Genomic DNA, 23,192 nt, shown 5'->3' with positions numbered 1-23,192 from the left:
GGAAACTCCTTTGCCCACCATGGAATCAGATCAACGGCGCATCGGGAAGCCCAAACATCCCAGATGAGTCAGACGTCATCGCCTGTGGTATGAGGTCGAGGGCCGCATCACGCGAACCGCAGAAGCCGGACCCGTCGGCTGGAACAGTGCGGTCAACGATTTTCTGGATACTTTCTTCCCTGCGCAAGGATACCCGATCCATGGTTGATTTTCATCAGAACGGAAACATCGCGACTCTGCACAATCTGCGAACCCGTTCACTGGCCGAAATGACCTATGAGCTCGAGACCTTCGCACAGACACGGAAGATGTCGTTGATCCTGCCCTGCCTTTATTCCGAGCTCGAAACCGATGCGATGCCCAACATCCTGTCCGAGTTGTCGCGTGTGACGTATCTCCACCGTGTGATCGTCGGGCTGGATCGCGCGGATGAGTCCCAGTTCCGCCACGCCAAGCAGTTCTTCGAAGGGCTGAACCAGAACCATATCGTGATCTGGAACGACAGCCCGCGCATGCTGGCACTTGCGAACCGGCTGGAGCAAATGGGACTGTCCCCGGCCGAGCAAGGTAAGGGGAAGAATGTCTGGACATCAATAGGTTATCTGATCGGATGTCAGGACAGCGCGGTCATGGCCATTCACGACTGCGATATCCTGACCTACACCAACGAATTGCTTGCGCGGCTGATCTATCCCGTGGCGAACCCCACCTTTCCCTACCAGGTCGCCAAGGGCTATTATGCGCGCATTGGTGGCGAAAAGCTGAACGGGCGCGTGACCCGACTTCTTGTCAGCCCGCTTCTGATCGCATTGAAGCGGGTGGTCGGGGATCGGGACTACCTCGATTACCTGCGCAGCTTTCGCTATCCGCTGTCGGGTGAATTCGCGATGCGGACCAACATCCTGCCGGACTTGCGCATCCCCTCGGATTGGGGGCTCGAAATCGGGGTCCTGTCCGAAGCCTGGCGCAACCTCGCGCCCAAGGCCGTCTGTCAGGTCGAGATTGCGGATGCCTATGACCACAAGCATCAGGCGCTCAGCCCCGAGGACGCGGCGACCGGGCTCAACCGCATGTCGACCGATATCTGCAAGGCGATCTTCCGCAAGCTCGCCGCCGATGGCACGATCTTCACGACAAACGTGTTCCGAACGCTGAAGGCCACCTATTATCGCAGCGCGCTGGATCTTCTTGATGCGTATTACAGCGATGCCCAGATGAACGGCCTGTCGGTGGATCGCCATGCCGAGGAAGCCTCCATCGAACTCTTTGCCGAGAACATCATGCGGGCCGGGCAGACCTTTCTCGACAACCCGCACGAAACGCCCTTTATCGCGACATGGAACCGCGTCCATGCCGCCGATCCGGAATTCCTGCGAGACATGCAGGCCACCGTCGCAGCGGACGCACAGGAATATCAGTGACCCGCGTTGCTGATCCAGCGACACTGGTAGGGCGCAAGCGCGATGTCGTCCTCGGGTATGATCTCGCCTGACAAAAGATCGCGCCAGTCTTCATCCGCGATGATATTCAGCGTGCTGACCGGAACGGTCACGGTGTCCTTGCTGACATTGTGCAGCGCGAAGATCGACTGCTGCCGATCAAGGCTCTGCCGCCAGATCCCGAACACGCGGGCATCGCCGGTGGTGACGGTGAACTGCGTGGCGTTGGGGTGGAACGCCGCTTGCCGCTGGCGGATTTTCAAACGCCGCGTTAGCCCCGCAAGGACTTGTGCGTGAACCGAGCTGTCGTCTGACAGGTGTCGCTGCAGCGCGTCGTAGTCCCATCTGTGGCGGTTGATCGCGCGATTCATGCCGCGCCGCTCGACAGCTTCGATGTCGTTCGGAGTGGCCAGCATGGAATGGATGTAGAAGGCCGGTATGCCCTCGAGCGACATCACGATGGTCTGTGAACAAAGGAACCGCTCAAGATGGTGATCGTCCGGGCCATCGAAGGTTTGCGCCAATGCGGCAAAGAACGTGGTGTTCAACTCGTAGGGTGCCTCACCCCCGCCCGGCAACGCGCGCATCGACACCAGACCACCGGCTGCGCGCACTGCGTCGATCATCGCGGCCTGATCGTCCGACGACAAAAGTCCCTCGGCAGGACGCATGCCGATGCCGTCGTGGCTGGCCGTGAAGTTGAGATATGCACAGCCCAGAGGCGCGGGCGGCATTGATCTTTGCCATGTATCGAGGTTGCGTGCGTTACCCGACAAAAGCGCATGCAGGATCAGTGGCGGCAGCGGAAAATTGTAAATGACATGCGCTTCGTCCCGCCTGCCGAAATAGCTCAGGTTCTCGGCCTTGGGGACATTTGTTTCAGTCAGGAGAACTATCGGCTCGATGGCATAGTCACAGAGCAACCGGATCAGTTTGACGATCGCATGGGTCTGCGGCAGGTGGATCGACGGTGATCCGACCTCTTTCCAAAGGAACGCAACGGCATCCAACCGAATGATCTGAACCCCGTTGTCGATATGGGTGCGAATGATCCGCAGGAACTCCAGCAACACTTCGGGATTGCGGAAATCGAGGTCGATCTGATCGTGGCTGAAGGTGCACCAGACATGGCGCGGTCCGGTCTTGGTCTCGACCTCCTGCAGAAGCGGCGTCGTGCGGGGCCGGACAACCATGCTCAGATCGTCCGTCGGATCAGCCTCGAAGAAGAAGCGGTCGTAGGGGGCCTGTCCCTGACGATAGGCATTGAACCACGTGCCTTGGCTTGACACATGGTTGAGCACGAGATCGGACATCAGCTTGAAGTCCGAAGCGATGCGGTTGATGTCCGGCCAATCGCCAAGTTGCGGGTTGACCGCCATGTAATCCGTGACCGCGAACCCGTCATCCGACGTGAAGGGAAAGAAGGGCAGGATGTGCACCCCATCCACCACGCCCTTGAGATAGCGGCGCAGGAAGTCGTTGAGCAGATCAAGCGGCTTATGCACCCCGTCAACAATTGAATTGCCATAGGTGATCAGCAGCGCATCCCGCTGGGACCAGAGCGCATTGCCCGGTTTGCGCGCGCGTTTCCGGCGATGCGTGCCTTCGGGCCAGAAGGCGTCGATCACCTTCGATGCCAGAATATCAGCATCATAGTCGGGATAGATCTCGCTTGCCTTAGCAGCAAGCGCCCGACTGAGCGCCGGAGTCTGGTCCCTCGTCAAACTGTCCTGTGCCATTGCCAAAATGAACCACGGCCCCTGCGTGTTTTCAAATGTTTACGCCCCTGAATCGGGCAAACAGTCCCGAATGCCGAAAACTTCATCGGGATCGGGCATCTCGGACCCAGCGTAGAGGACCGCACGTGGGCTATCGCTGCTCCAACGCGTTTTCCCATTCCGTGAGGAAAGCCCGCCGGTTCAAAGGGTCGAGATACACCATCAGCGCCGGCCCCAGCCGGATTGGACCGAACCCGACCAGACTGTCGGCACCGGTCTGGCCCAACGGCGGCAAAGGCCAATCGTCGGGTGTTTCCCTTTGCCCAAGCCGCGCCAACATGTCGATCAGAGCGCCTGCGGCAGCGGTTTCCCGGGCCTGGCTGGGGATGATCGCGGTCCGCAGAATGACATTGGTAAAATCCTCCATCCCGAGGATCTGCACCTGCCCGCCGGAATCCCGAGCCAGCCGTTCGGCCGCATAGCTGCCCAGAACGTTGTAGGCGAGCGCGAGGCGCCCCTGCGCGACATCGTCGATCATCTGACCGGAACAGCAGTAAAGCTGCGGGTTAAGTCGGCCCATCACTTCGGACAGACGCCAATAGGCGTCGGTCGAGCGCGCTTCCTGTGTGGCGAAAAGGTAGCCCAGCCCACTGTCCCGAACGTCATAGGTGCCAACCGCACCCTCGAACCGTTCCGGATATTCACGCAGCAAAGTCACCAGCTCCTGTCGGGTCGTTGGCAACTTCAATCCGTCGAACCGTTGCGTGGACAGGACAACGACGGCTGGCTCGGCGGTGAAGGCGAAGATCAAATCCCGCCAACGGGCCCAGTCCGGCAACGCCGCGGTCGCTTCTGACTGGTGGCTTTGCGCAAAGCCGTCGTTTGCCAGCTGGAATTGCAAATCCATGGCGGACGACAAGGCAAGATCAAAGGCAGCGCCCTCTCTGACCGCCTTGTGCAACTCGGTCGAGGAGACAACGGTATAGTCGATGGTCAAGGATGGCTGGCTGGATTGAAACGCGCGCAGATAGGGCTCAAACACTTCCAGATCGGCGGTGGAGATCACCCGCAGCACACGATCGCCCGTGCCCGCAAAAAGGCGGTGATCCTCGATCTCAAGCGCCTGAACAAGCGAGGCAAAACAGCTCAAGAGGATGGCAAGACAAGCGTGGCGCATGTTCCGTTCCTTCCCTGAAGGCTTTCCAGTTCCAGCCGTCCGCCATGAGCGACCAACACGTCCTTGGCAATGGTCAGCCCAAGACCGGAGCCGACAATGCCTTGCGTGTTGCTGCCGCGCTGAAAACGGTGGGTCAACAGATCGACGGGCCCGTCGCCCAGACCGGGCCCCTGATCGCTGACCGCAATCCGGACCTCACCCTGCGCTTCGCTGGCCGTGATCGTCACGACGGTGTCCGGGGGCGAATATTTGATCGCGTTGTCCAAGACATTTCGCAGTGCGTTTTCCATCAGGACAGGATCGACCTCAACCTGAACCGGGATCATGTCCACATGCAAACCGATGTCCTTCATGGCCGCGGTCGGTTCCAACCCGGCCACGGCCTGGCCGACAAGGTCCGACAGCTTGACGGGGGACCGCATCAGATCATCCGAGCGATAGATCACTGTGGCATGATCCAGCAATTGCCCCGCAGAGCGCGAGCTTTCATCGACGGCCCGGATCATCTGACGCAATCTTTGTTTCTGCTCATCATCCCTGGCCGAGCGCAGAGCGATTTCAGCCTGCGCACGGACCGTTGCCAGTGGTGTGCGAATGCGATGCGCCGCTTCGGCGATGAAGTCTTCTGCGCTGCGGATGGATTGGCCCAGACGGTCCATCAAACGGTTGAGCGATGTCATCAGCGGCGCAAGTTCTGTCGGTGCGGCCCGACGCAAGGGCCGAAGGTCTGACGGCCCGCGCCGGGACACCGCAGCGGCGATGTCGTTCAGAGGTTTCAGCGAGGTGCGCGCTGCAAAGGCCGACAATGTCACGGCAACAAGGAAAAACGCGACAGACAGGAATGCAGCGAGTTGTGACAGCTCGGCCGAAATCGACGCAACGCCACCTCGTGTCTGCGCAACGGTGACGGTCACGGGCACCGGTTGCGTTCCCGCCAGAACAAGGCGCGATACCGTGGCCATTCTGATTTCCTCGCCGCTGTATTCGCCGGTATCGAAGAGGACACGCCCACCCGACACCGCCACTTCCGTGGGGACCGGCAGGTCATCATATCCGGTCAGAACAGTGTCGCCCGTGGACACCCGATAGAACACCCGATCCTCACTTATGGCACCCAGCATCGAAAAGGCGGAATAGGGCAATTCAAGCCGCACCTCGCCCTGTTCGCTGCGCAGAGTTTCGGCAATCGTCGTCACTGACGCAGCCAGCACGTTGTCCTGAGTGCGTTCCGCGGCCTGACGGGCCAGCCCGGTGACCATCCACCAACTGAGCACGGACAAAAGCGCCGCAACACCAGCCAGAAGCAGGGTCAGTCTGCGACCGATGGAGCCTGTGCCCGTCACGCGTCGCCGGTCTCCATCCGGTAGCCCAGACCGCGCACCGTTTCGATGCGCACACCCATCCCGTCGATCCTCCGGCGCAAACGCCCGACATAGACCTCGATGGCGTTTTCCGTGACTTCGGCATCATAGGAAAACAGCCGGTCCATCAACTGGCTCTTGGACAGGATCTGCCCCTTATGACGGGCAAACACCTCAAGAAGTCGGATCTCGCGGTTGCGCAGGTCGATCGACTCGGAGCCGTTTCGCAGCGTGCCTGACAGGGGGTCAAAAACGGCGCTGCCCAGTTGAATCTCGTTGCGGGCCTCACCGCCTCTGCGACGCAGAACAGCCCGGCAACGCGCCTCGAGCTCGGAAAAGTCGAACGGTTTGGTGATGTAGTCGTCCGCTCCTTGATCGAGCGCACCGACCCTGTCCGAAACCTGAGAGCGCGCCGTCAGCACGATCACGGGCGTTTCAAGATGCGCACGGCTGCGGGCCAGAAAGTCGCGCCCGTCTCCGTCCGGCAGCATCACGTCCAGCAGAATGAGATCGTATTGCGCAACCGCAAGACAGTCTTCAGCCTCGGCAAGGCTTGCCGCATGATCGACAGCATGACCATCCAGCGCCAGACGACTGACAACGGCATCCGCAAGTTCGGTGTTGTCCTCGACCAGAAGATAGCGCACCCAGTTACTCCCTCGTGGCCCCCGTGTCAGGCTTCTGTCAGCTTTCTGTGGTTGATGTATGACCATGGGCGGGAGAGGACCGCCTGTCAAATGGGAGGATAACCAATGAACACTCTTGAGTGGTCACGCCGTGCGCTTATTGCTGCGGCCACTGCAACTGTTGCCGTCTCTGGCATCGCGTATGCCGGCGGGCACCAGAAAATGGAATCGGTCCACTTTCTGATTCCGGGTGGCGCAGGCGGCGGCTGGGACGGCACCGCACGGGGAACCGGCGAAGCACTGGTGAATTCCGGGCTGGTTGGAACGGCGACATATGAAAACATGTCGGGCGGCGGTGGCGGTGTGGCCATCGGCAACCTGATCGAGAACGCGGCCAGCAGTCATGGCACGCTCATGGTCAACTCGACCCCCATCGTCATTCGAGCCCTGACCGGCGAGATCGCGCAGAGCTTCCGCGACCTCACTCTGGTCGCAGGCACCGTCGGTGACTATGCGGCTCTGGTTGTGACAACCGACAGCCCGATCAACTCGATGGAAGACGCGCTGGCGTCCTACCGCGAAAACGCGGCGGATTTCGCCATCGGCGGCGGTTCTGTTCCGGGCGGCATGGATCACCTCGTTGCTGCCATCGTCATGCAGGCGGCAGGCGAAGACCCGACCGCATTCAACTATATCGGCTATGACGCAGGCGGCGAAGCCATGGCGGGTCTGCTGTCCGGCGAAATCGACGCACTGTCGACCGGCTTTTCAGAAGCTGTGGCACTGGCCGAGCAGGGCGAAGTGCGCATCCTCGGCGTGACAGCGCCAGAGCGCGTGCCCGCATTCCAGGACGCTCCGACCTTTGCCGAGCAGGGCATCGACGCGCAGTTCGTCAACTGGCGCGGTTTCTTTGCAGCGCCTGGCCTGCCGGAAGAGCAACTCACCGCCTATCAGGACATGCTGGCCGCGATGATGGAAACCCCCGAGTGGGAAGAAGTCCGCGCGCGCATGGGTCTGGTCAACATTTTCCGTCCGGGTGACGAGTTCAAGACCTTCCTGGAGAACCAGGAAAAGCAGATCGGCGATCTGATGCGGGACCTCGGTTTCCTCTGACCTCTGTCGCGGTCCAATCGGGCCGCGCCTTTTTTCCGGCGGATGCCTGACCCCGATCAACCGGCATCGGGCATCCGCCCCATATGACTTCACCAAAACAACTTGGAGGGTTGAGACATGGCGCTCGATCGTTGGATCGCTTTGGCCTTCATCGCCTTGTGTTGCGTTTACGGCTACGCCGCCTTTTTCACCATGGACGACCAACTGCCGCCGATCTTGCAGCGAAACCCGGTCTGGCCATCGACTTTCCCGAAAATCCTGACCGTTCTGGGAATTGTCATCGGGCTGATCGTGCTCTTCACGTCGAAACCTCCGATCGCCGGTGCGCCTGCCAAGGACGGTGCCATCGACCTGAGCCGGCTGGGCGACTACCACATCGGTCAGGCCATCGCGCTGCTTGTCCTCATGGTCGCCTATGCCCTGACGCTGCGCCCTCTTGGGTTTGTCGGCTCGACCGTGGCGTTTCTGGTTCTCGGAGCGGTCATTCTCGGTGAACGCAGGTTTCACATCCTCATCCCCGTTGCCGTCATCGCGGCCGGGTCGATCTGGTATCTGGTCCAGGAGGTGCTTGGAATTTTCCTGCGCCCCTGGCCCGGCATGTTGATGTAAGGGGGCACAGACATGATTGAAGGCATTCTCATCGGCCTGTCCGCGGCCGTCACCCCATTCAACCTCATCATGGTTGTCATGGGCTGCGTGATCGGCACGCTGATCGGCATGCTGCCGGGCCTTGGGCCGATGTCCATCATTGCGATCATGATTCCCGTCGCCATCGGCATCGGTGATCCGACCGCGGCCCTGATCCTGTTGTCCGGGGTCTATTACGGCGCCATCTTCGGGGGATCGACCTCGTCGATCCTGCTCAACGCGCCGGGGGTCGCGGGTACGGTCGCGACCAGCTTTGACGGCTATCCGATGGCGCGCAAGGGACAGGCTGGCAAGGCGCTCACCATCGCGGCCATCGCCAGCTTTGCGGGTGGCACCATCGGCGCAATCCTCTTGATGATCTTCGCTCCGGCGCTTTCGACAGTCGCGCTGCTGTTCCATTCGGCAGAGTATTTCGCGCTGATGGTGGTCGGCCTGTCGGCGATTGCGGCTTTTGCCGGGACAGGCCAAGTGGCCAAGGCGCTGATGATGACCATTCTCGGGCTGATGCTTGGAACAGTCGGGGAAGGTGCCTTGTCGAACATGCCGCGCTTCACCTTCGGGATGATGGACCTGCAATCGGGCTTTTCCTTCATCACGCTGGCGATGGCGATGTTCGCCCTGCCCGAAGCGCTGTTCCTCGTGATGAACCCGGCGCGTGCGGCCACAGGGTCGGAAGACGAAAGCGGCAAGATCACCAACATGCGGATCACCCGTGACGAAGCGCGGACGATTGCGCCGGTGATCGGACGCCAGTCTCTTCAGGGCTTTTTCATCGGGGTTCTGCCCGGGGCAGGTGCCACCATCGCGTCGTTCCTTGGTTATGCGGTCGAACGCAACATCGCCAAGGGCGCAGAGCAGGAGGAATTCGGCAAGGGCTCGATCAAGGGGCTGGCTGCGCCGGAAACCGCGAATAACGCGGCCTGTACCGGATCGTTCGTGCCTTTGCTGACGCTGGGCATTCCCGGCTCAGGGACCACGGCGATCCTGCTGGGCGCGTTGCTGGCATTGAACGTGACGCCCGGCCCTCGCCTGATGACGGACACGCCCGAGGTGTTCTGGGCCGTCATCATCTCGATGTATGTGGGTAACCTGGTTCTGCTCATTCTGAACCTGCCGCTGATCCCCTACATCGCCAAGATCCTGACGATCCCGCGCACCTTCCTGATCCCGTTCATCCTGTTCTTCACGCTGATGGGCAGCTATCTGGGCCAGAACAATTCGACGGAACTTCTGATCCTCGTCGGCTTCGGCGTGGTGGCCACAATCCTGCGCTTCGCGGATTTCCCGCTTGCGCCACTTCTGATCGGGTTCATTCTGGGCACCATGCTCGAGAACAACTTTGCCCGCGCGATGCAGCTCTATCGTGGCTTCGACTTCATCCTCGAACGCCCGATGACACTGGGCCTTCTGGTGCTCGCCGTGATCCTGGTTGTGTTGCCAAGCTATCGTGGCTACCGGGCGCGCAAGCGGGCCGAAGGTGTGGCAGATGGCGACTGAGAAACAGACCGGACCCCTCAAAGGGGTCCGGGTTCTTGATCTGACAAACGTTCTGGCAGGTCCGTTTGCCTGCCACCAACTGGTTCATCTAGGCGCAGAGGTGATCAAGGTCGAAGCGGTGGGCAAAGGTGATCTTGCCCGCAATCTCGGCTCTGATCCGGAGCTGTCCGCCAGGGGCATGGGCATCAGCTTTCTCGCGCAGAATGCCGGGAAGGCCTCGCTGACGCTCAATCTCAAGGACCCGCGCGGCAAGGAGATCCTGAAGCGGCTTATCGCCGAGGCAGATGTGCTGGTCGAGAATTACCGCCCCGGCGTGATGGATCGTTTGGGAGTGGGGTATGACAGGTTGAAAGAGGTCAATCCCGGTCTGATCTACTGCGCGATTTCCGGCTTCGGACAGACCGGCCCCTGGGCCGACCGCCCCGCCTATGACCAGATCATCCAGGGCGTCTCGGGCGTGATGTCGATCACCGGCGATGCCGACAGCGCACCGCTTCGTGTGGGCTATCCGCTTGCGGACACGATTGGCGGCCTGACCGCGGCAATGATGATCTGTGCCGCACTGCAGGCAGAACCAAGGGGCACATTCATTGACGTCTCGATGCTGGAGTCCATGATGGCAACGATGGGATGGGTTGTGTCCAACCATCTGGTCGGTGGCGTTGCCCCCAGCCCTCAAGGCAATGAAAACCCCACCTCTGCACCTTCTGGCGCGTTCCAATGTGCAGACGGCCTGATCAACATCGCGGCCAACAAGGATGAACAGTGGACCGCCCTTGCGCGCCATCTGGGCCGCGATGACCTGCTGAGCGCTCCCGCCTACCTCACGCGGGAGGATCGCAAGGCGAACCGCTTGCGTCTCAGGGCAGAGCTGGAGACCGTCCTGACCACCCGTCCAGCAGCGGACTGGGCCGAAGAATTGAACGCGATCGGGGTGCCTGCCGGGGCTGTTCTGACCGTGCCCGAAGCGTTGGCGCATCCGCAGATCGCCGGTCGTGATTTCGTCGAAAGATTCGATGCCGTACCGCATGTCGACCGCCCCGTCGACATCGTGTCCGTTGGCGCATTGCTCAATGGACGCCGCCCCACTGTCGCGACGCCACCTCCGGGATTGGGGCAGGACGCATCGCGCATTCTGGACAGTCTGGGCTACAGCGTCGACACTATAGACACGCTGCGCAAGGAGGGCGTGATTTGACCGGTCAGACTGACGTTGCCGATTGGTGGCGCACCAAGATCATCGACATGGAACCGGGCCGCATCGATCTTCGCGGCACACCGGTACAGGAGCTGATCGGCACCACCGGCTTTGCCCAAATGATCTGGCTGATGGTTGTCGGTGAAAAGATCACAGGACCACGCGCCGACCTTTTTGAGGCAGCGCTCGTCTCTGCCGTCGATCATGGTCCTCAAGCCCCGTCCATCGCTGCGGCGCGCATGGCGTCGACCTGCGGGATCGGCCTGCAATCCGCGATGGCAACGGGGCTGAACATGCTGGGCGACGTCCATGGCGGTGCCGGAGAACAAGCCGTTGGCCTGTACCGCATCATCGAGACCGCCGGACTCGAGAACCTCGTGCCCTGCCTCGATGCATGGCGCGCGCAGCATGGGCGCTTCATTCCCGGCTTCGGACATCGGTTTCACAAACCTGTCGATCCGCGCGCACCTCGTTTGTTGGGCCTTGTGGACGACGCCGCACGGACCGGCGCCGTGTCGGGCGTCTATGCCGATATCGGTCGTGCGATCCAGGCTCGTCTGGCTGAAGAGCGGGGCAAGCCCGTTCCGATGAACATCGACGGGGCAACCGCCGTGATCTATGCCGAACTCGGCTGTCCCGCTCCGCTGGCGCGCGGTTTTTTCGGCCTGTCGCGCACCGTCGGGATCCTGGCCCACGCCTGGGAGCAAACGGAGCAAGGCGGCCGCAACAAGGGCCCCACCCCACCTGCCTACAGATGGACATATGACGGCGATTGAGGGGCGGGTGCCGCCGGTCATTCCAACACTTCTGATCGGGGCCGTTGGTGCGGCCCTGTTTCATCTGATAGGGTTTCCGGCTGCCCCAGTCACCGGGCCCGCAACCGCCGTTGCTGCCGCGACTTTGCTGGGCCTGCGCACGGACATCCCGCTGCGTCTTTGCGACATCATCTTCATCGTCATCGGCGCGCAAATCGGAAGCACGGTGACACCAGAGGTGATCGGTGCGGCCCTGACTTGGCCGCTGTCTCTGATGATCCTGACCGTGACCCTGATCGTGATCATGTTCGTTGTGCCCTTCGGACTGAGAGTGCTCTTTCACCACAGCCGCGTCACAGCATTCCTGTCCTCCGCACCCGGCCATCTGACCTTTACGCTTGGACTGGCTGCGGACATGAAAGCAGATGTGCCGCAGGTCGTGTTGGTACAGACGGTTCGGGTCTTCCTGCTGACGCTGCTGGTTCCGGTTCTGATTTCGCTGTGGGGCGTGTCCGGTACGGCGGTGTTTGCCGGTCAGATCACCAGTTCCGCACCAGAGCTTGTCGCCGTGCTGGTGCTGGCGCTTGCCGTCGGCTTGGTGCTCAAGCGACTCCAGGTGCCTGCGCCCCTGTTGATCGGGGCCATGGCCGTATCGGCCATCAGCCATGGCAGCGGCATCGTCAAAGGCGTTGCACCGGAATGGCTCACGTTGGCCGCGTTCATTTCCATGGGATCGCTGATCGGCTCCCGGTTCGGCGGTGTAGACCGATCACTCCTGAAAACCGCATTTCTGGCGGGGCTTTTCAGCACGGTGGCGGGCTGCGTCATAGCGGCAGTCGGGGCCTATCTGGCGGCCTTGTTGATCGGGATGCCGCCTGCGGCCCTGTTTCTGGCTTTCGCCCCCGGAGGAGTCGAGGTCATGGCCGCCCTGGCCATCGAAACAGGATTGGAGCCCGCTTTGGTTGCGGCCCATCATGTGTTTCGACTGACAGTACTCGGCCTGCTGTTGCCAATCTTCGCAATCCGATATCGGCACAAGTAAAATGCGAGCTTCGACGGGCTCGTCCCGGGGAAGCATCACCAACGGTCACAAGAAGACCGAACTCTGGTCAGGGCGAACTGTTTGGTGAGCAGGTTAGAGTTAACACGGCCCCTGAAGACCCGACCGTTCGTGCATGCTTTGCGAGGTCAATCCCGTTGGTGCAACAGCCGGTTCAGGCTCATCGAGATATGCGCCCGCTGGATTTGAGCAACCGCGTTCAGATCACCGGAACGCAAGGCGATGCGGATTGCTTCGAGTTCATGCCGGAAGATGTCGTACTCGTCCTGCAAATCCAGTTGCGCCTTGATTGCGCGCACCAGCCAGATGCGCTTGGTCTGGTAGTACAACCGTTCGAGAACCTGTCGAAGTGGTTCGTTTGCAGTAAGCTCGAGCAGGGTCTGAAACACGTCCATATCGAGTTCGGTGAAACTGCGCGGCGTCCCCGAATGCGCCATCGCCGATGACCGCGCGATCAGGTCGTCCAGACGCGCCATGAACGTCGCATCCGGCACAACCGGATCAAGCGTTCCGGTCAGTGCCGTGAGTTCGATCCGAAGCCTGTAGGCCTGTTCAAGTTCGGTCAGATTGGCGTCCGTAACGAGGGTTCCCACACCGTGAACCGATTGCACCAGCCCTTCTTCCTCAAGCCGGGCAAGCACACGGCGCATCGGCGTGCGGCTGGTTCCGAATTCCTTGGCCAGCGTAATCTCGGAAAGCTGGGTTCCCGGCGGATAGTCGAGCAGGCAGATGCGCTGACGCAGCGCGTCATGCATCAACGCGTGGCGATCCTTGACCGTCAAACCGGCGTCGGGCGCGCCCTCAGCCATCAAGCCTTTCTCCAAGCCGCTCCAACATGCCAAGGCATTGCGACAGCTGTTCCACCGCGATGAACTCATCCGCCTTGTGCGCCTGTTCGATCGAGCCGGGGCCACAGACCACCACATCCGTACCCATTGCCTGGAACAGGCCCGCTTCGGTCCCGAAGGCCACGACATCGCAACTGTTCGCCCCGGTCAGCTCCGCGACGATCCGACGTGCCTCGTTTTCATCGGTCGGGATCAGGCCCACCACTTCACCTATGACATCGGTGGTGATGAAGGCGCCCGGATGCACGGCGCGCATGCGCGGAAGAAGCTCGGTCTCGCAATATGTCTGCAGGCTCTGCTTGACGAATTCCGCGTCGCCGGGTTGGACCGGGCGCATCTCCCAATCGACACGCGCTGACGGTGCTATGACGTTATGCGCCACGCCCCCCACAACGGCGCCCACGTTGACCGTGGTCCAAGGCGGGTCAAATGGCGAGTTTGCGGGGGCCCGGCTGCGCAGGGCATCCTTGAGTCCAAGCAGGTGGTTTACATAGCGGACCGCGTATTCAACCGCATTCACGCCGTGATCCGGCAAAGACCCGTGGCCCGCCAACCCGTTGAAATGCGTCGTGTATTCGTTGCAGCCCTTGTGACCGTCAATGATCCGCATCTCGGTGGGTTCGCCAATGATGGCAATGCCCGGTGTGATGCCGCGCTCAGTCAGGGTTTCGGCCAGATGGCGCGCCCCGAGGCAGCCCACTTCCTCGTCATAGGTGAAGGCGAAATGGATCGGCCTGTCCCGCACCCGTTCCGCGAAATGCGGGGCCATCGCCAGCGTTGCCGCAATGAACCCCTTCATGTCGCACGTGCCCCGCCCGTAAAGCCGTCCGTCCTCGGCATCCATGCGGAACGGATCGCGGGTCCAGGCCTGATCGGCCACAGGCACCACGTCGCTGTGACCGGACAGAAGGAGTCCGCCATTGCGATCCGGCCCGAGGGTGGCAAAGAGGTTGGCTTTGGTGCCGCAGGGCGATGACAGAACCTCGCATCGGGCGCCAGACTCTTCCAACAGACCGGCCATATGCAGGATCATGTCGAAATTGCTGTCCGCCGAAATGGTCGGATAGGCAATCAAGTCACCCAGAATCTCGGTCGTGCGCTGCAGGTACTCCACCGCCAACACTCCTTTCGGTCAGGATTTCACGAACAGCTTGCGCTCGATCGTGCACAGGGCTTCCGCAGGGCCACTGTCCGTAATCAGGATGGTTTCCGTGGTTTCGAGCCCCCAGGTGTCCATCCAGAGCGCCGGCATGAAATGGAAGGTCATGCCGGGTTGAAGGATGGTTTCGTCTTCGACCCGGATCGACGCTGTCCGCTCGCCCCAATCCGGAGGATAGCTCAGCCCGATGGGATAGCCACAGCGCCCTTCGCGATAAATGCCGTGTTTCTGGAGCACATTGACCAGCGCCTGCGCAATGTCACTGGTGCGGTTTCCGGCACGCGCGGCGTCAAGAGCGGCCTCAATGCCTTCGATCTGTGCCGCTTCGGCATCCAGCATCTCTTTCGGCGGCGTTCCGAGGAACACGGTCCGGCAGAGGGGCGCGTGATAGCGACGATAACAGCCCGAAAGCTCGAAGAAGGTCGCCTCGCCTTCACGCATCGGATCGCCATTCCACGTCAGATGTGCGGCCGTTGCGTCAAGCCCGGATGGTGTCAGCGGAACGATGGCAGGGTAATCGCCCCAGATATCATCCACCCCGGTGATCCCGGCATGCATGATGTCGGCAACTACGTCGTTCTTGCGGACACCGGGCGCCGCGCGGTCGATGGCGGTTTCGATCACCCGCTCCGAGATCCGCGCCGCCTTGCGGATGAAAGCGATTTCCTCGTGCGACTTCACAAGGCGCTGCCAGTTCACCATTGCGGTGGCGTCGGAAATCGTGGCCTCGGGGAGCTCGGTGACAAGCACGTCATGGGCCTTTGCGGAGTAGTAGTAATTCTCCATCTCGACGCCGATACGCGCGGCACCCAGACCCATGTCCTTGATCCGACCCGCAAGCTCCTGCATCGGATGGCGAACGGTGGATTGCACATAGCTGTCGGCATACCCGAAGATGTTGTCTTCGGACATCCAGCAGGTGCGCTGCGCCCCGATCGAGTCCATGAAACGGCCCCACCAGATCGGCTCCCCTTCCATCCGAAGCAGCACGCCCTGGTGGACGTAGAAGGACCAGCCATCGTATCCCGTGAGCCATGCCTGATTTGAGGGATCGGTAACGAACAGGGCATCCAACCCGGCTTCGATCATGGCGGTCCGGGTCAAAGCGATCCGGCGATCATATTCTGTCTGACTAAAAGGGGCATTTCCCTTGGGCATGGTTGGTCCTCAGCCAAATTTTTCGTAGGATGTACACAACTCGGCGGATAAGACGTCGAATAGCGCACAGAATCAGAGCCTGATTTCTTGACATGATCGGGAATCATTGACTGATGTGCACAACAAATTGTCACCTTTAATGACTGGAAAACGACATGCTGCGGAATGACCAACTTGATCAGTGGGATCGAGATAATTTCTTCCATCCCTCGACCCATCTGGCCCAACACGCGCGCGGTGAAAGCCCGAACCGGGTGATCAAGACCGCATCGGGTGTGTTCATCGAAGACCGGGACGGCAACCGCCTTCTCGATGCCTTTGCCGGACTATACTGCGTCAATGTCGGATACGGACGCCAGGAAATTGCCGAGGCGATCGCAGAACAGGCCCGGGAACTGGCCTATTACCACTCCTATGTCGGGCACGGGACAGAGGCGTCGATTACTCTGGCCAAGATGATCCTCGACCGGGCGCCGGATCACATGTCCAAGGTCTATTTCGGGCTGGGAGGGTCCGACGCGAACGAAACCAACGTCAAGCTGGTCTGGTACTACAACAACATTCTGGGTCGGCCGCAGAAGAAAAAGATCATCTCGCGCTGGCGCGGGTATCACGGATCGGGACTCGTGACCGGTTCGCTGACCGGGCTTGAGCTTTTTCACAAGAAATTCGATCTGCCGGTCGAACAGGTGATCCATACAACGGCGCCCTATTACTATCGCCGGGAAAACCTTGATCAAACCGAGGCGGAGTTCGTTGCACAATGTGCGGCCGACCTCGAAGCACTGATCGCGCGCGAAGGCGCTGACACGATCGCCGCTTTCATAGGCGAGCCGATGCTTGGCACCGGTGGCATCGTTCCACCCCCTGCCGGGTACTGGGCCGCAATCCAAGAGGTTCTGGACAAGCACGACATCCTCCTGATCGCGGACGAGGTCGTAACGGGGTTCGGTCGTCTGGGCACGATGTTCGGCTCTGAACACTACGGGATCAAACCGGACATCATCACCATCGCAAAGGGCCTGACTTCGGCCTATGCGCCGCTGTCGGGGTCCATCGTGTCCGACAAGGTCTGGAGCGTGCTTGAACGCGGCACAGACGAGAATGGACCCATCGGGCACGGCTGGACCTATTCCGCCCATCCCATCGGAGCGGCTGCAGGCGTGGCCAATCTCAAGCTTCTTGATGACCTGAACCTGATCGCAAATGCGGGCGATGTCGGTGCCTACCTGAACGCCACGATGCGCAATGCCCTGGCGGACCACCCGCATGTCGGAGAAGTCCGGGGCGACGGCATGATTTGTGCGGTGGAATTTGTTAAGGACAAAGCGGATCGCGTGTTCTTTGACCCGTCCGCAAAGATCGGCCCGCAGATCTCGGCCAAGCTGCTGGAACAGGACAAGATCATCGCCCGCGCCATGCCGCAGGGCGATATTCTTGGTTTTGCGCCGCCCTTCTGCCTGTCCCACAGCGAGGCCGACCAGATCGTTGACGGCACCATTCGTGCGGTCAAGACTGTGCTCGGCTGAGCACAGAGAACATGATGGGGCCTTCCGTAGGCCCCATCATCCAAAACCAGCGCGGCGACGTTCAGGTACTGACGAGGCCACGGCCGGACCCGGTATCGTGAGCGCCTGAGACGCGATGGCTTCGAGCGATTTCTCAGCGTAAGTTCAGTAGTTGATCCCAAAGCCGAAACTCAGGCCGTCCTTGCACAGAACGCCGGATGCACAGCCCGAACCCTCTGCCCCAACCCGTCCAAAACCGTCCCGCACAAACGCAGCGGGCGTCGGGCAACACGGCCAAGTCCAAATAGTTTTCCAAAAATCCTCGCGATTTTAGAGCCTTATCGCCCCATTGCGATCATCAAATCGCCGAACTTCCCAGCAAGGCTGTCCGGGCGGTCTGCTTCTTCAGCTTTGTCGCTGCTGAGGCTGGCCGAGCGTCTTGTGTCTTGAGCAAAGGGGTTCCGCGGATGGCGTTCACGCTGCGCTTCGATTACCGGTTCGACAGCCTGGGCTTTTTTGACGATCCGGGTCGACGGCTGGCGCTGGAGGCGGCGGCAGACCAATGGGAAGCGATCATCCAGGACGAGTTCGCCGACATCCCGGCCGGGACACAACTCGACATCCGGAATCCGACGACGGGATTTGTCGAAACCGTCACGCTTGACCAGCCCATCGATGACATCCTCGTTTTTGTCGGTGCGCGCGACTTCGGAAGCTCGACCTTGGCCCTTGCCGGGCCAGACGGCGGCGCGCTGACGGGAGACATCTACGCCACGCGCATTTCACCGGATTTCCGCGGCTTGGGGCCTGTCACGGATTTCGAGCCGTGGGCTGGTACAATTGCGTTCAACACGAATGCGCGCTGGTCATTCGACCTCGACGGTCCAGAAAGCGGACATAGCGATTTCCTCTCGGTGGCCATTCACGAGATCGGTCATATTCTTGGGATCGGCACGTCCAGTGCCTTCGATCGGTGGATCATCGACCACCAGTTCACCGGGCCCAATGCAACGCGAGTCAACGATGGGCAGCCGATTCCGATCGAAGACGATCATTCACATGTCGAAGACGGGTTCGCCGGCGACAGTGTCGCGCTCGACCCCATCCTGACAAACGGTTCTCGTGTCCTGCTGAGCGACTATGACAAGGCCCTTCTTGCCGATATCGGCTACGACATCGACGGCTTCGACAGGCAGGGCAGCACACCGTCCCTTGCGACCGTCGATGCGGAACGTGTGTTTGGAACGGCATCCGACGATGTGATCGATGGGCTGGGCGGGAACGACTCTCTTCAGGGGGCCGAGGGAAATGATCATCTGAGCGGCAACACGGGCCGGGACGAACTCTTCGGACAAGAGGGGGATGACACGCTGCTGGGGGGGAACGGCGACGACTATCTTGACGGCGGCGCGGGTGATGACGAATTGCGCGGCGGCCCGGGTGCAGATGTGTATTTCGGCCATGGCGGGCGGGATACCTTCGTCATCATGGCAGGCGATGGCCGCAATCGGCTGTCGGATTTCGATCCGGGTCTCGACAGGATCAGACTGGTGGACAGCGGGTTCGCATCAACAAACGAGGCACTCGCGGCCGTTTCAAAACCATTCGGCAATGTCTCTCGGATCACCTTCGAGGATGGCACGACCGTCGATATCTTCCACCGGTCGCAGTCGGGCACACCGCTGACGGCCGATCATCTTGAACTGACCGAAACCGAAGCTCCCAGCACACGCGCCGATGGTGCGCCCGATGGGACGGCACGCGCCATTCTGTCCGATCAGGAAACGTCCTCCCCCGGACAAACACTGTTGGGGACACCGTTCGACGACATTCTGAGCATAACACCGGGCCTTGATCACATCGATGGACTGGCAGGGGTCGACACGGTCCTTCTGCCGAGCATCGCCGCACAGTATACCGTCGAGGTGAGGGCGGGCGAACTGCATCTGACGGACCGTTCGGCGGAAGGTATGCACGCGATCATTCTCGACAATGTCGAACTGATCCGCTTTGAACAGCCTGACACGACATTCGGCGGACAGATGGATCTGCGCCTCTATGCGGGTCACGGGGACCTTGACGCTGCGAGCCTCGACAGCCTGATCGAAATGTATATCGCCTATTTTGATCGCGCCCCGGACGCGGTTGGTCTGGGCTATTGGGCGACAGCCTTTGCGAATGGCCTGACGATGGAAGAGATCGCAGATTTCTTCTTTGATCAGGACGAGACCCGTGCGCTCTATCCCGAGGACCAAAGCACGTTTCATTTCATCTCCGGAACGTATCAGAACGTTCTGGGCCGTGCACCGGATCTGGACGGGCTTCTTTTCTGGGAGGCCGTTCTTGACTCGGGAGCGGTGAGCCGGGGCGGGTTCATCCTTGAACTACTGGCAGGGGTGAAGGCCGATCTGCCGCCGTCCACCGACAGTCGCCTTGTCGACCGTCAGTCCGAAGACCAAAGATACCTCGATCTCAAGACCGAGCTTGGCGCCCACTTCGCCCTGGACCATGGCATGATCGATCCTTTGGCCGCTGCACAGGTGATGGGTATGTTCGATGGCACGGACCGATCCTTTGACGCAGCAACGGATCTGATCGACACACTTTATGCCACGGCGTCGGATCCAATGACCGGGTCTTTCCTGATGCCGTTGATTGGAGTGTTCCCAGCTTCCGATATCCTCTGACAGGGTTCGCGCCTGGTTCAGACCATCTGCCGGCAGAAAAATTTCCGACAATTTTACTCGGAATGTGTTGAACGCCGCATGGAATCATGTAACTGACTCTTTCAGTAAGAAATTCGCAGATCAGGAGAGTCTCATGCGAGTCCTTTGGACAACTTCCACCTTGGCCCTTCTCGCCAGCACAACACTGGGAACAGCCGCAATGGCTCAGAGCGAGGTGAACCTCTATTCCTCACGTCATTACGACACCGACGAACGGCTCTATTCCGATTTCACCGATGCAACCGGCATCACGATCAACCGGATCGAAGGTAATGCCGACGAACTCATCGCCCGCATGCAGGCCGAGGGTGCAAATTCACCGGCAGACATCCTCCTCACCGTTGATACATCCCGCCTTGAACGTGCGAAGGCAGCCGGCGTTCTGCAGTCGATCGAAAGCGATGTCCTTGAAGCGCGCATTCCCGACAGCTTGCAGGATGACGACAACCAGTGGTTCGGCTTCAGCCAGCGCGCACGGATCATCTTCTACGACAAGAATGATGTCCCGAACCCGCCGACGGATTACCTCTCTTTGGCCGATCCGCAGTACAAAGGTCTGGTCTGTCATCGGTCCTCAACCAACGTCTATTCGCAGACGCTGCTGAGCGCCGTCATCGAGAACCATGGCGAAGAGGCCGCGAAGACATGGGCTCAAGGCGTCGTCGACAACTTCGCGCGGGACCCGCAAGGTGGTGATACCGATCAACTGCGCGGCCTCGTGTCAGGTGAGTGCGATATCTCGATTTCGAACACATATTACTTCGCGCGCGCTCTGCGCACCGAGGTTGATGGCCTGTCCGAAGCCGACCGCGCAGATATCGGCTGGATCTTCCCGGCTCAGAATGCCGAAGGCGCGCATATGAACCTGTCAGGTGGCGGTGTCGCAGCCCATGCACCGAACCGCGAGAATGCGATCAAGTTCCTTGAGTACCTGTCGTCCGATCAGGCACAGCAGTATTTCTCGGCTGGCAATGATGAATATCCGGCCGTGCCCGGTGTTGGCCTGTCGGCCTCCGTCGCGGCATTGGGCATGTTCCGTCCGGACGATGTCGACCTTTCGGAAGTGGCACAGAACCTGTCGACCGCGCAGCAGATCTTCAACGAGGTCGGCTGGAAGTGATCTTGTCCACATTCGGAACCTTGGAGGGCGCTTAGGCGCCCTCTTTTGTATGCCCCTGTTCGTTTCTGATCCTGCGGCACAGCAGGATCACAGGCAGCGTTCCAATAGCGACGATCACAAGACTCGGAACGGCGGCCCCCTCAAGCCGCTCATCGGCTGCAAGGCGATGCGCCTGAACCGCAAGCGTATCGAAGTTGAACGGTCGCATGATCAGCGTCGCGGGAAGTTCCTTCATGACGTCGACAAAGACGATGAGCAGCGCCGTAAACAGGCTTGGACGAAGAAGCGGAAAGTGCACGCGCCGCAGCAATCCCCATTCGCTTTGCCCAAGCACGCGGGCTGCCGCATCCATGTTGGGGTTGATCACGGCGACACCGCCTTCGTAAGCACCGATGGCCGCAGCCAGAAAGCGGATCATGTAGGCACAGACCAAGAGCCAGATCGAGCCTGTGAACAGCAACCCGGTCGAAATACCGAATGTTTCGCGCATATAGGCATCAAGCGCGTTGTCGAAGAGCGCGAAGGGCACAAGAAGGCCCACTGCGATCACCCCACCCGGCACCGCGTATCCCAGGCGCCCGATATACAGCACCAGTTTGGCGAACCACGACTCCCGGCTGCGCGCAAGGCTGCCGAACAGCAGGGCCACCGCCACGGTGATCACCGCCGCGCAGACACCCAGTGTCACCGAATTCTGGGCAAACTGGAGATAGCGGGGACTCAACAGATCCTGCTCTGATCCAAAGGCCATTTCGCTCAACATGACAACGGGAAGAACACAGCCAAAGAATGCGGGAAGAAAACAGGTGACCATCGCCACTGTCGCCTTTCCGCCAGTCAGGACAACCCGGGGCATCGGCTCGAATTTTCGCCCGAATGCATAGCGCGCTTCACCCCGATTGATCCGCTCGAGAATGGCCAGAAGCAAAGCGAACGCCAGAAGTCCCAGCGATAATTGTGCGGCCGCAGCCCGATCCGCAAAGCTGAACCAACTGGAATAGATGCCCACTGCGAATGTCTGGACACCGAAATAGGAAACAGTTCCGAAATCCGCGATGGTCTCCATCCCGACCAGCATCGCGCCCGAGGCAATCGCTGGTCGCGCCATTGGCAGCGAGACCCGCCAAAACGCCCCGAGGCGCGACTGTCCCAGGGATTGCGCGGCATAGAACGTGGTCGCACTTTGCGACGCGAACGCTGCCCGCGCCAGCAGGTAGACATACGGATAAAGAACCAGCGTCAGCATCGTCGCCGCGCCCCCCAGTGACCGGATTTCCGGGAACCAGTAGTCACGTGGACCCCAGCCCGTAACGGCACGCAAACTCGATTGCACGATACCCGGGTGATCCAGCACATGGGTATAGGCATAGGCGAGCACATAGGCCGGAAAGGCCAAGGGCAGAACCAAGGCGATTTCCAGAATCCGCCGTCCCTTGAACTCTGTCGTTGTGATCAACCATGCGGTGATGGTTCCAAGGATGGTGCTGAAGACGACCACCAACACCAGCAGGACAAGAGTCGCACGCGTGTAGCGTCCGAGCACGGTTTCCGCCAGAGATTGCAACGTGTCCGTGGACCCCAGAAACGCCGCAATCAACACGCTCACATGCGGCAAGATGCAGATCGCCGCAGCCAAACCGGCGACAATCCAGGCGATGCGTCCCATCCATGACGCTGAAGTGTGCTTGAGGCTGAGTGTCGTGTCTGCCATGTCGATGTCTTGCGATGCTACGGGCCCATCCCGATTTCCGATAGGATCACTCAGGAATGCCATGCTCTTAGCATCGCCGGCCGCGGAACGAAATCGGATTCATGCAACGCTTCGGCAAACAGGCCAATCGTCCTACGTCGCGCGCTGTACCAGACCTTTATCGATTTTTGTGAGTATTTTGGAAGTTGGTTGCGGGGGTAGGATTTGAACCTACGACCTTCAGGTTATGAGCCTGACGAGCTACCGGGCTGCTCCACCCCGCGACACTTCAGAATCGTCTTAGAGAGATACTCGATCTTTTTCCCTTGAGCTTACTAGGTTTGGCGGTGACCTACTCTCCCACGTCTTGAGACGCAGTACCATTGGCGCG

General features: G+C 60.3%; 18 protein-coding genes and 1 tRNA gene. 10 read left to right on the top strand and 9 right to left on the bottom strand.

Features of this window, described 5'->3' with window-relative positions:
• Positions 1-200 precede the first annotated feature (200 nt).
• Entirely contained in the window at positions 201-1,421 is a 1,221-nt protein-coding gene (locus tag MRY75_RS04955; protein ID WP_292306036.1) for a glycosyl transferase, read from the top strand.
• Here MRY75_RS04955 and MRY75_RS04950 read toward each other — a convergent pair.
• The 4 genes from MRY75_RS04950 to MRY75_RS04935 form a co-directional block, all read right to left on the bottom strand.
• Positions 1,415-3,178 carry a sugar phosphorylase gene (locus tag MRY75_RS04950; RefSeq protein ID WP_292306035.1) on the bottom strand — a complete coding sequence of 588 codons (1,764 nt, stop codon included), beginning with the start codon at positions 3,176-3,178 and terminating at the stop codon, positions 1,415-1,417. The genes MRY75_RS04955 and MRY75_RS04950 overlap by 7 nt on opposite strands.
• 130 nt (positions 3,179-3,308) lie before the next feature.
• Positions 3,309-4,334 carry an extracellular solute-binding protein gene (locus MRY75_RS04945; RefSeq protein WP_292306034.1) on the bottom strand — a complete coding sequence of 342 codons (1,026 nt, stop codon included), beginning with the start codon at positions 4,332-4,334 and terminating at the stop codon, positions 3,309-3,311.
• The gene (locus tag MRY75_RS04940; protein ID WP_292306033.1) at positions 4,304-5,677 is read right to left on the bottom strand and encodes a sensor histidine kinase; all 1,374 of its coding nucleotides are present in this window, start codon (positions 5,675-5,677) and stop codon (positions 4,304-4,306) included. The genes MRY75_RS04945 and MRY75_RS04940 overlap by 31 nt, the downstream gene beginning before the upstream one ends.
• Positions 5,674-6,342 (bottom strand): response regulator transcription factor, encoded by a 669-nt coding sequence (locus MRY75_RS04935; RefSeq protein WP_292306032.1) that lies wholly within the window; start codon positions 6,340-6,342, stop codon positions 5,674-5,676. The genes MRY75_RS04940 and MRY75_RS04935 overlap by 4 nt, the downstream gene beginning before the upstream one ends.
• Before the next feature lie 105 nt (positions 6,343-6,447).
• Between MRY75_RS04935 and MRY75_RS04930 the strand changes: the two genes are divergently transcribed.
• The 6 genes from MRY75_RS04930 (at position 6,448) to MRY75_RS04905 (ending at position 12,574) form a co-directional block, all read left to right on the top strand.
• Positions 6,448-7,434: a tripartite tricarboxylate transporter substrate-binding protein gene (locus MRY75_RS04930; protein ID WP_292306031.1), complete on the top strand. Its 987-nt coding sequence runs from the start codon at positions 6,448-6,450 to the stop codon at positions 7,432-7,434.
• Positions 7,435-7,551: 117 nt separating this feature from the next.
• Positions 7,552-8,043, top strand: a complete 492-nt coding sequence (locus MRY75_RS04925; RefSeq protein ID WP_292306030.1) for a tripartite tricarboxylate transporter TctB family protein — start codon at positions 7,552-7,554, stop codon at positions 8,041-8,043.
• A 12-nt stretch (positions 8,044-8,055) separates the two neighbouring features.
• Positions 8,056-9,579, top strand: coding sequence for a tripartite tricarboxylate transporter permease (locus tag MRY75_RS04920; RefSeq protein ID WP_292306029.1), 1,524 nt, complete (start codon positions 8,056-8,058; stop codon positions 9,577-9,579).
• On the top strand, positions 9,569-10,777 hold the full coding sequence (locus tag MRY75_RS04915; protein ID WP_292306028.1) for a CoA transferase: 1,209 nt from the start codon (positions 9,569-9,571) through the stop codon (positions 10,775-10,777). The genes MRY75_RS04920 and MRY75_RS04915 overlap by 11 nt, the downstream gene beginning before the upstream one ends.
• Positions 10,774-11,553, top strand: coding sequence for a citryl-CoA lyase (locus tag MRY75_RS04910; RefSeq protein WP_292306027.1), 780 nt, complete (start codon positions 10,774-10,776; stop codon positions 11,551-11,553). Before MRY75_RS04915 ends, MRY75_RS04910 begins: the two co-directional genes overlap by 4 nt.
• Entirely contained in the window at positions 11,540-12,574 is a 1,035-nt protein-coding gene (locus tag MRY75_RS04905) for an AbrB family transcriptional regulator (RefSeq protein WP_292306026.1), read from the top strand. Before MRY75_RS04910 ends, MRY75_RS04905 begins: the two co-directional genes overlap by 14 nt.
• 146 nt (positions 12,575-12,720) lie before the next feature.
• Here the strand turns inward: MRY75_RS04905 and MRY75_RS04900 are convergent, their stop codons facing one another.
• Genes MRY75_RS04900 through MRY75_RS04890 form a run of 3 tightly spaced genes read right to left on the bottom strand, consistent with a single transcriptional unit; the run spans position 12,721 to position 15,757 of the window.
• Positions 12,721-13,401 carry a GntR family transcriptional regulator gene (locus tag MRY75_RS04900; protein ID WP_292306025.1) on the bottom strand — a complete coding sequence of 227 codons (681 nt, stop codon included), beginning with the start codon at positions 13,399-13,401 and terminating at the stop codon, positions 12,721-12,723.
• Positions 13,394-14,554 carry an acetylornithine deacetylase gene (gene argE, locus MRY75_RS04895; RefSeq protein ID WP_292306024.1) on the bottom strand — a complete coding sequence of 387 codons (1,161 nt, stop codon included), beginning with the start codon at positions 14,552-14,554 and terminating at the stop codon, positions 13,394-13,396. The genes MRY75_RS04900 and argE overlap by 8 nt, the downstream gene beginning before the upstream one ends.
• Positions 14,555-14,572: 18 nt before the next feature.
• Positions 14,573-15,757 carry a M24 family metallopeptidase gene (locus MRY75_RS04890; RefSeq protein WP_292306023.1) on the bottom strand — a complete coding sequence of 395 codons (1,185 nt, stop codon included), beginning with the start codon at positions 15,755-15,757 and terminating at the stop codon, positions 14,573-14,575.
• 155 nt (positions 15,758-15,912) lie between these two features.
• Between MRY75_RS04890 and MRY75_RS04885 the strand changes: the two genes are divergently transcribed.
• The 3 genes from MRY75_RS04885 to MRY75_RS04875 all read left to right on the top strand — a co-directional run bounded on the left by MRY75_RS04885 (position 15,913) and on the right by MRY75_RS04875 (position 21,111).
• Positions 15,913-17,286, top strand: coding sequence for an aspartate aminotransferase family protein (locus MRY75_RS04885; RefSeq protein WP_292306022.1), 1,374 nt, complete (start codon positions 15,913-15,915; stop codon positions 17,284-17,286).
• A 446-nt stretch (positions 17,287-17,732) separates the two neighbouring features.
• Positions 17,733-19,952 carry a DUF4214 domain-containing protein gene (locus MRY75_RS04880; RefSeq protein WP_292306021.1) on the top strand — a complete coding sequence of 740 codons (2,220 nt, stop codon included), beginning with the start codon at positions 17,733-17,735 and terminating at the stop codon, positions 19,950-19,952.
• A 133-nt stretch (positions 19,953-20,085) separates the two neighbouring features.
• On the top strand, positions 20,086-21,111 hold the full coding sequence (locus MRY75_RS04875; RefSeq protein WP_292306020.1) for an extracellular solute-binding protein: 1,026 nt from the start codon (positions 20,086-20,088) through the stop codon (positions 21,109-21,111).
• Between the two features lie 31 nt (positions 21,112-21,142).
• Here MRY75_RS04875 and MRY75_RS04870 read toward each other — a convergent pair whose 3' ends face one another.
• Both MRY75_RS04870 and MRY75_RS04865 read right to left on the bottom strand, forming a co-directional pair.
• Positions 21,143-22,777 (bottom strand): iron ABC transporter permease, encoded by a 1,635-nt coding sequence (locus MRY75_RS04870; protein ID WP_292306037.1) that lies wholly within the window; start codon positions 22,775-22,777, stop codon positions 21,143-21,145.
• A 231-nt stretch (positions 22,778-23,008) separates the two neighbouring features.
• Positions 23,009-23,085 (bottom strand) — tRNA-Met (locus MRY75_RS04865).
• Positions 23,086-23,192 lie beyond the last annotated feature (107 nt).

It is taken from the genome of Marivita sp. (genome assembly GCF_022763305.1).
In the GTDB taxonomy this organism is placed as follows: Bacteria; Pseudomonadota; Alphaproteobacteria; order Rhodobacterales; family Rhodobacteraceae; genus Marivita.
The sequence above is the reverse complement of the archived record's forward strand: the minus strand, read 5'-3'. Positions and strand labels throughout refer to the sequence as shown.

What these genes read in the sequence shown, in the direction of transcription:
- MRY75_RS04950 (WP_292306035.1), bottom strand. Translation starts at nt 3,178, where the DNA reads ATGGCACAGGACAGTTTGACGAGGGACCAGACTCCGGCGCTCAGTCGG.
- MRY75_RS04945 (WP_292306034.1), bottom strand. Translation starts at nt 4,334, where the DNA reads ATGCGCCACGCTTGTCTTGCCATCCTCTTGAGCTGTTTTGCCTCGCTT.
- MRY75_RS04905 (WP_292306026.1), top strand. Translation starts at nt 11,540, where the DNA reads ATGACGGCGATTGAGGGGCGGGTGCCGCCGGTCATTCCAACACTTCTG.
- MRY75_RS04875 (WP_292306020.1), top strand. Translation starts at nt 20,086, where the DNA reads ATGCGAGTCCTTTGGACAACTTCCACCTTGGCCCTTCTCGCCAGCACA.
- MRY75_RS04920 (WP_292306029.1), top strand. Translation starts at nt 8,056, where the DNA reads ATGATTGAAGGCATTCTCATCGGCCTGTCCGCGGCCGTCACCCCATTC.
- MRY75_RS04890 (WP_292306023.1), bottom strand. Translation starts at nt 15,757, where the DNA reads ATGCCCAAGGGAAATGCCCCTTTTAGTCAGACAGAATATGATCGCCGG.
- MRY75_RS04915 (WP_292306028.1), top strand. Translation starts at nt 9,569, where the DNA reads ATGGCGACTGAGAAACAGACCGGACCCCTCAAAGGGGTCCGGGTTCTT.
- MRY75_RS04880 (WP_292306021.1), top strand. Translation starts at nt 17,733, where the DNA reads ATGGCGTTCACGCTGCGCTTCGATTACCGGTTCGACAGCCTGGGCTTT.
- MRY75_RS04955 (WP_292306036.1), top strand. Translation starts at nt 201, where the DNA reads ATGGTTGATTTTCATCAGAACGGAAACATCGCGACTCTGCACAATCTG.
- MRY75_RS04870 (WP_292306037.1), bottom strand. Translation starts at nt 22,777, where the DNA reads ATGGGACGCATCGCCTGGATTGTCGCCGGTTTGGCTGCGGCGATCTGC.
- MRY75_RS04900 (WP_292306025.1), bottom strand. Translation starts at nt 13,401, where the DNA reads ATGGCTGAGGGCGCGCCCGACGCCGGTTTGACGGTCAAGGATCGCCAC.
- MRY75_RS04885 (WP_292306022.1), top strand. Translation starts at nt 15,913, where the DNA reads ATGCTGCGGAATGACCAACTTGATCAGTGGGATCGAGATAATTTCTTC.
- MRY75_RS04930 (WP_292306031.1), top strand. Translation starts at nt 6,448, where the DNA reads ATGAACACTCTTGAGTGGTCACGCCGTGCGCTTATTGCTGCGGCCACT.
- MRY75_RS04925 (WP_292306030.1), top strand. Translation starts at nt 7,552, where the DNA reads ATGGCGCTCGATCGTTGGATCGCTTTGGCCTTCATCGCCTTGTGTTGC.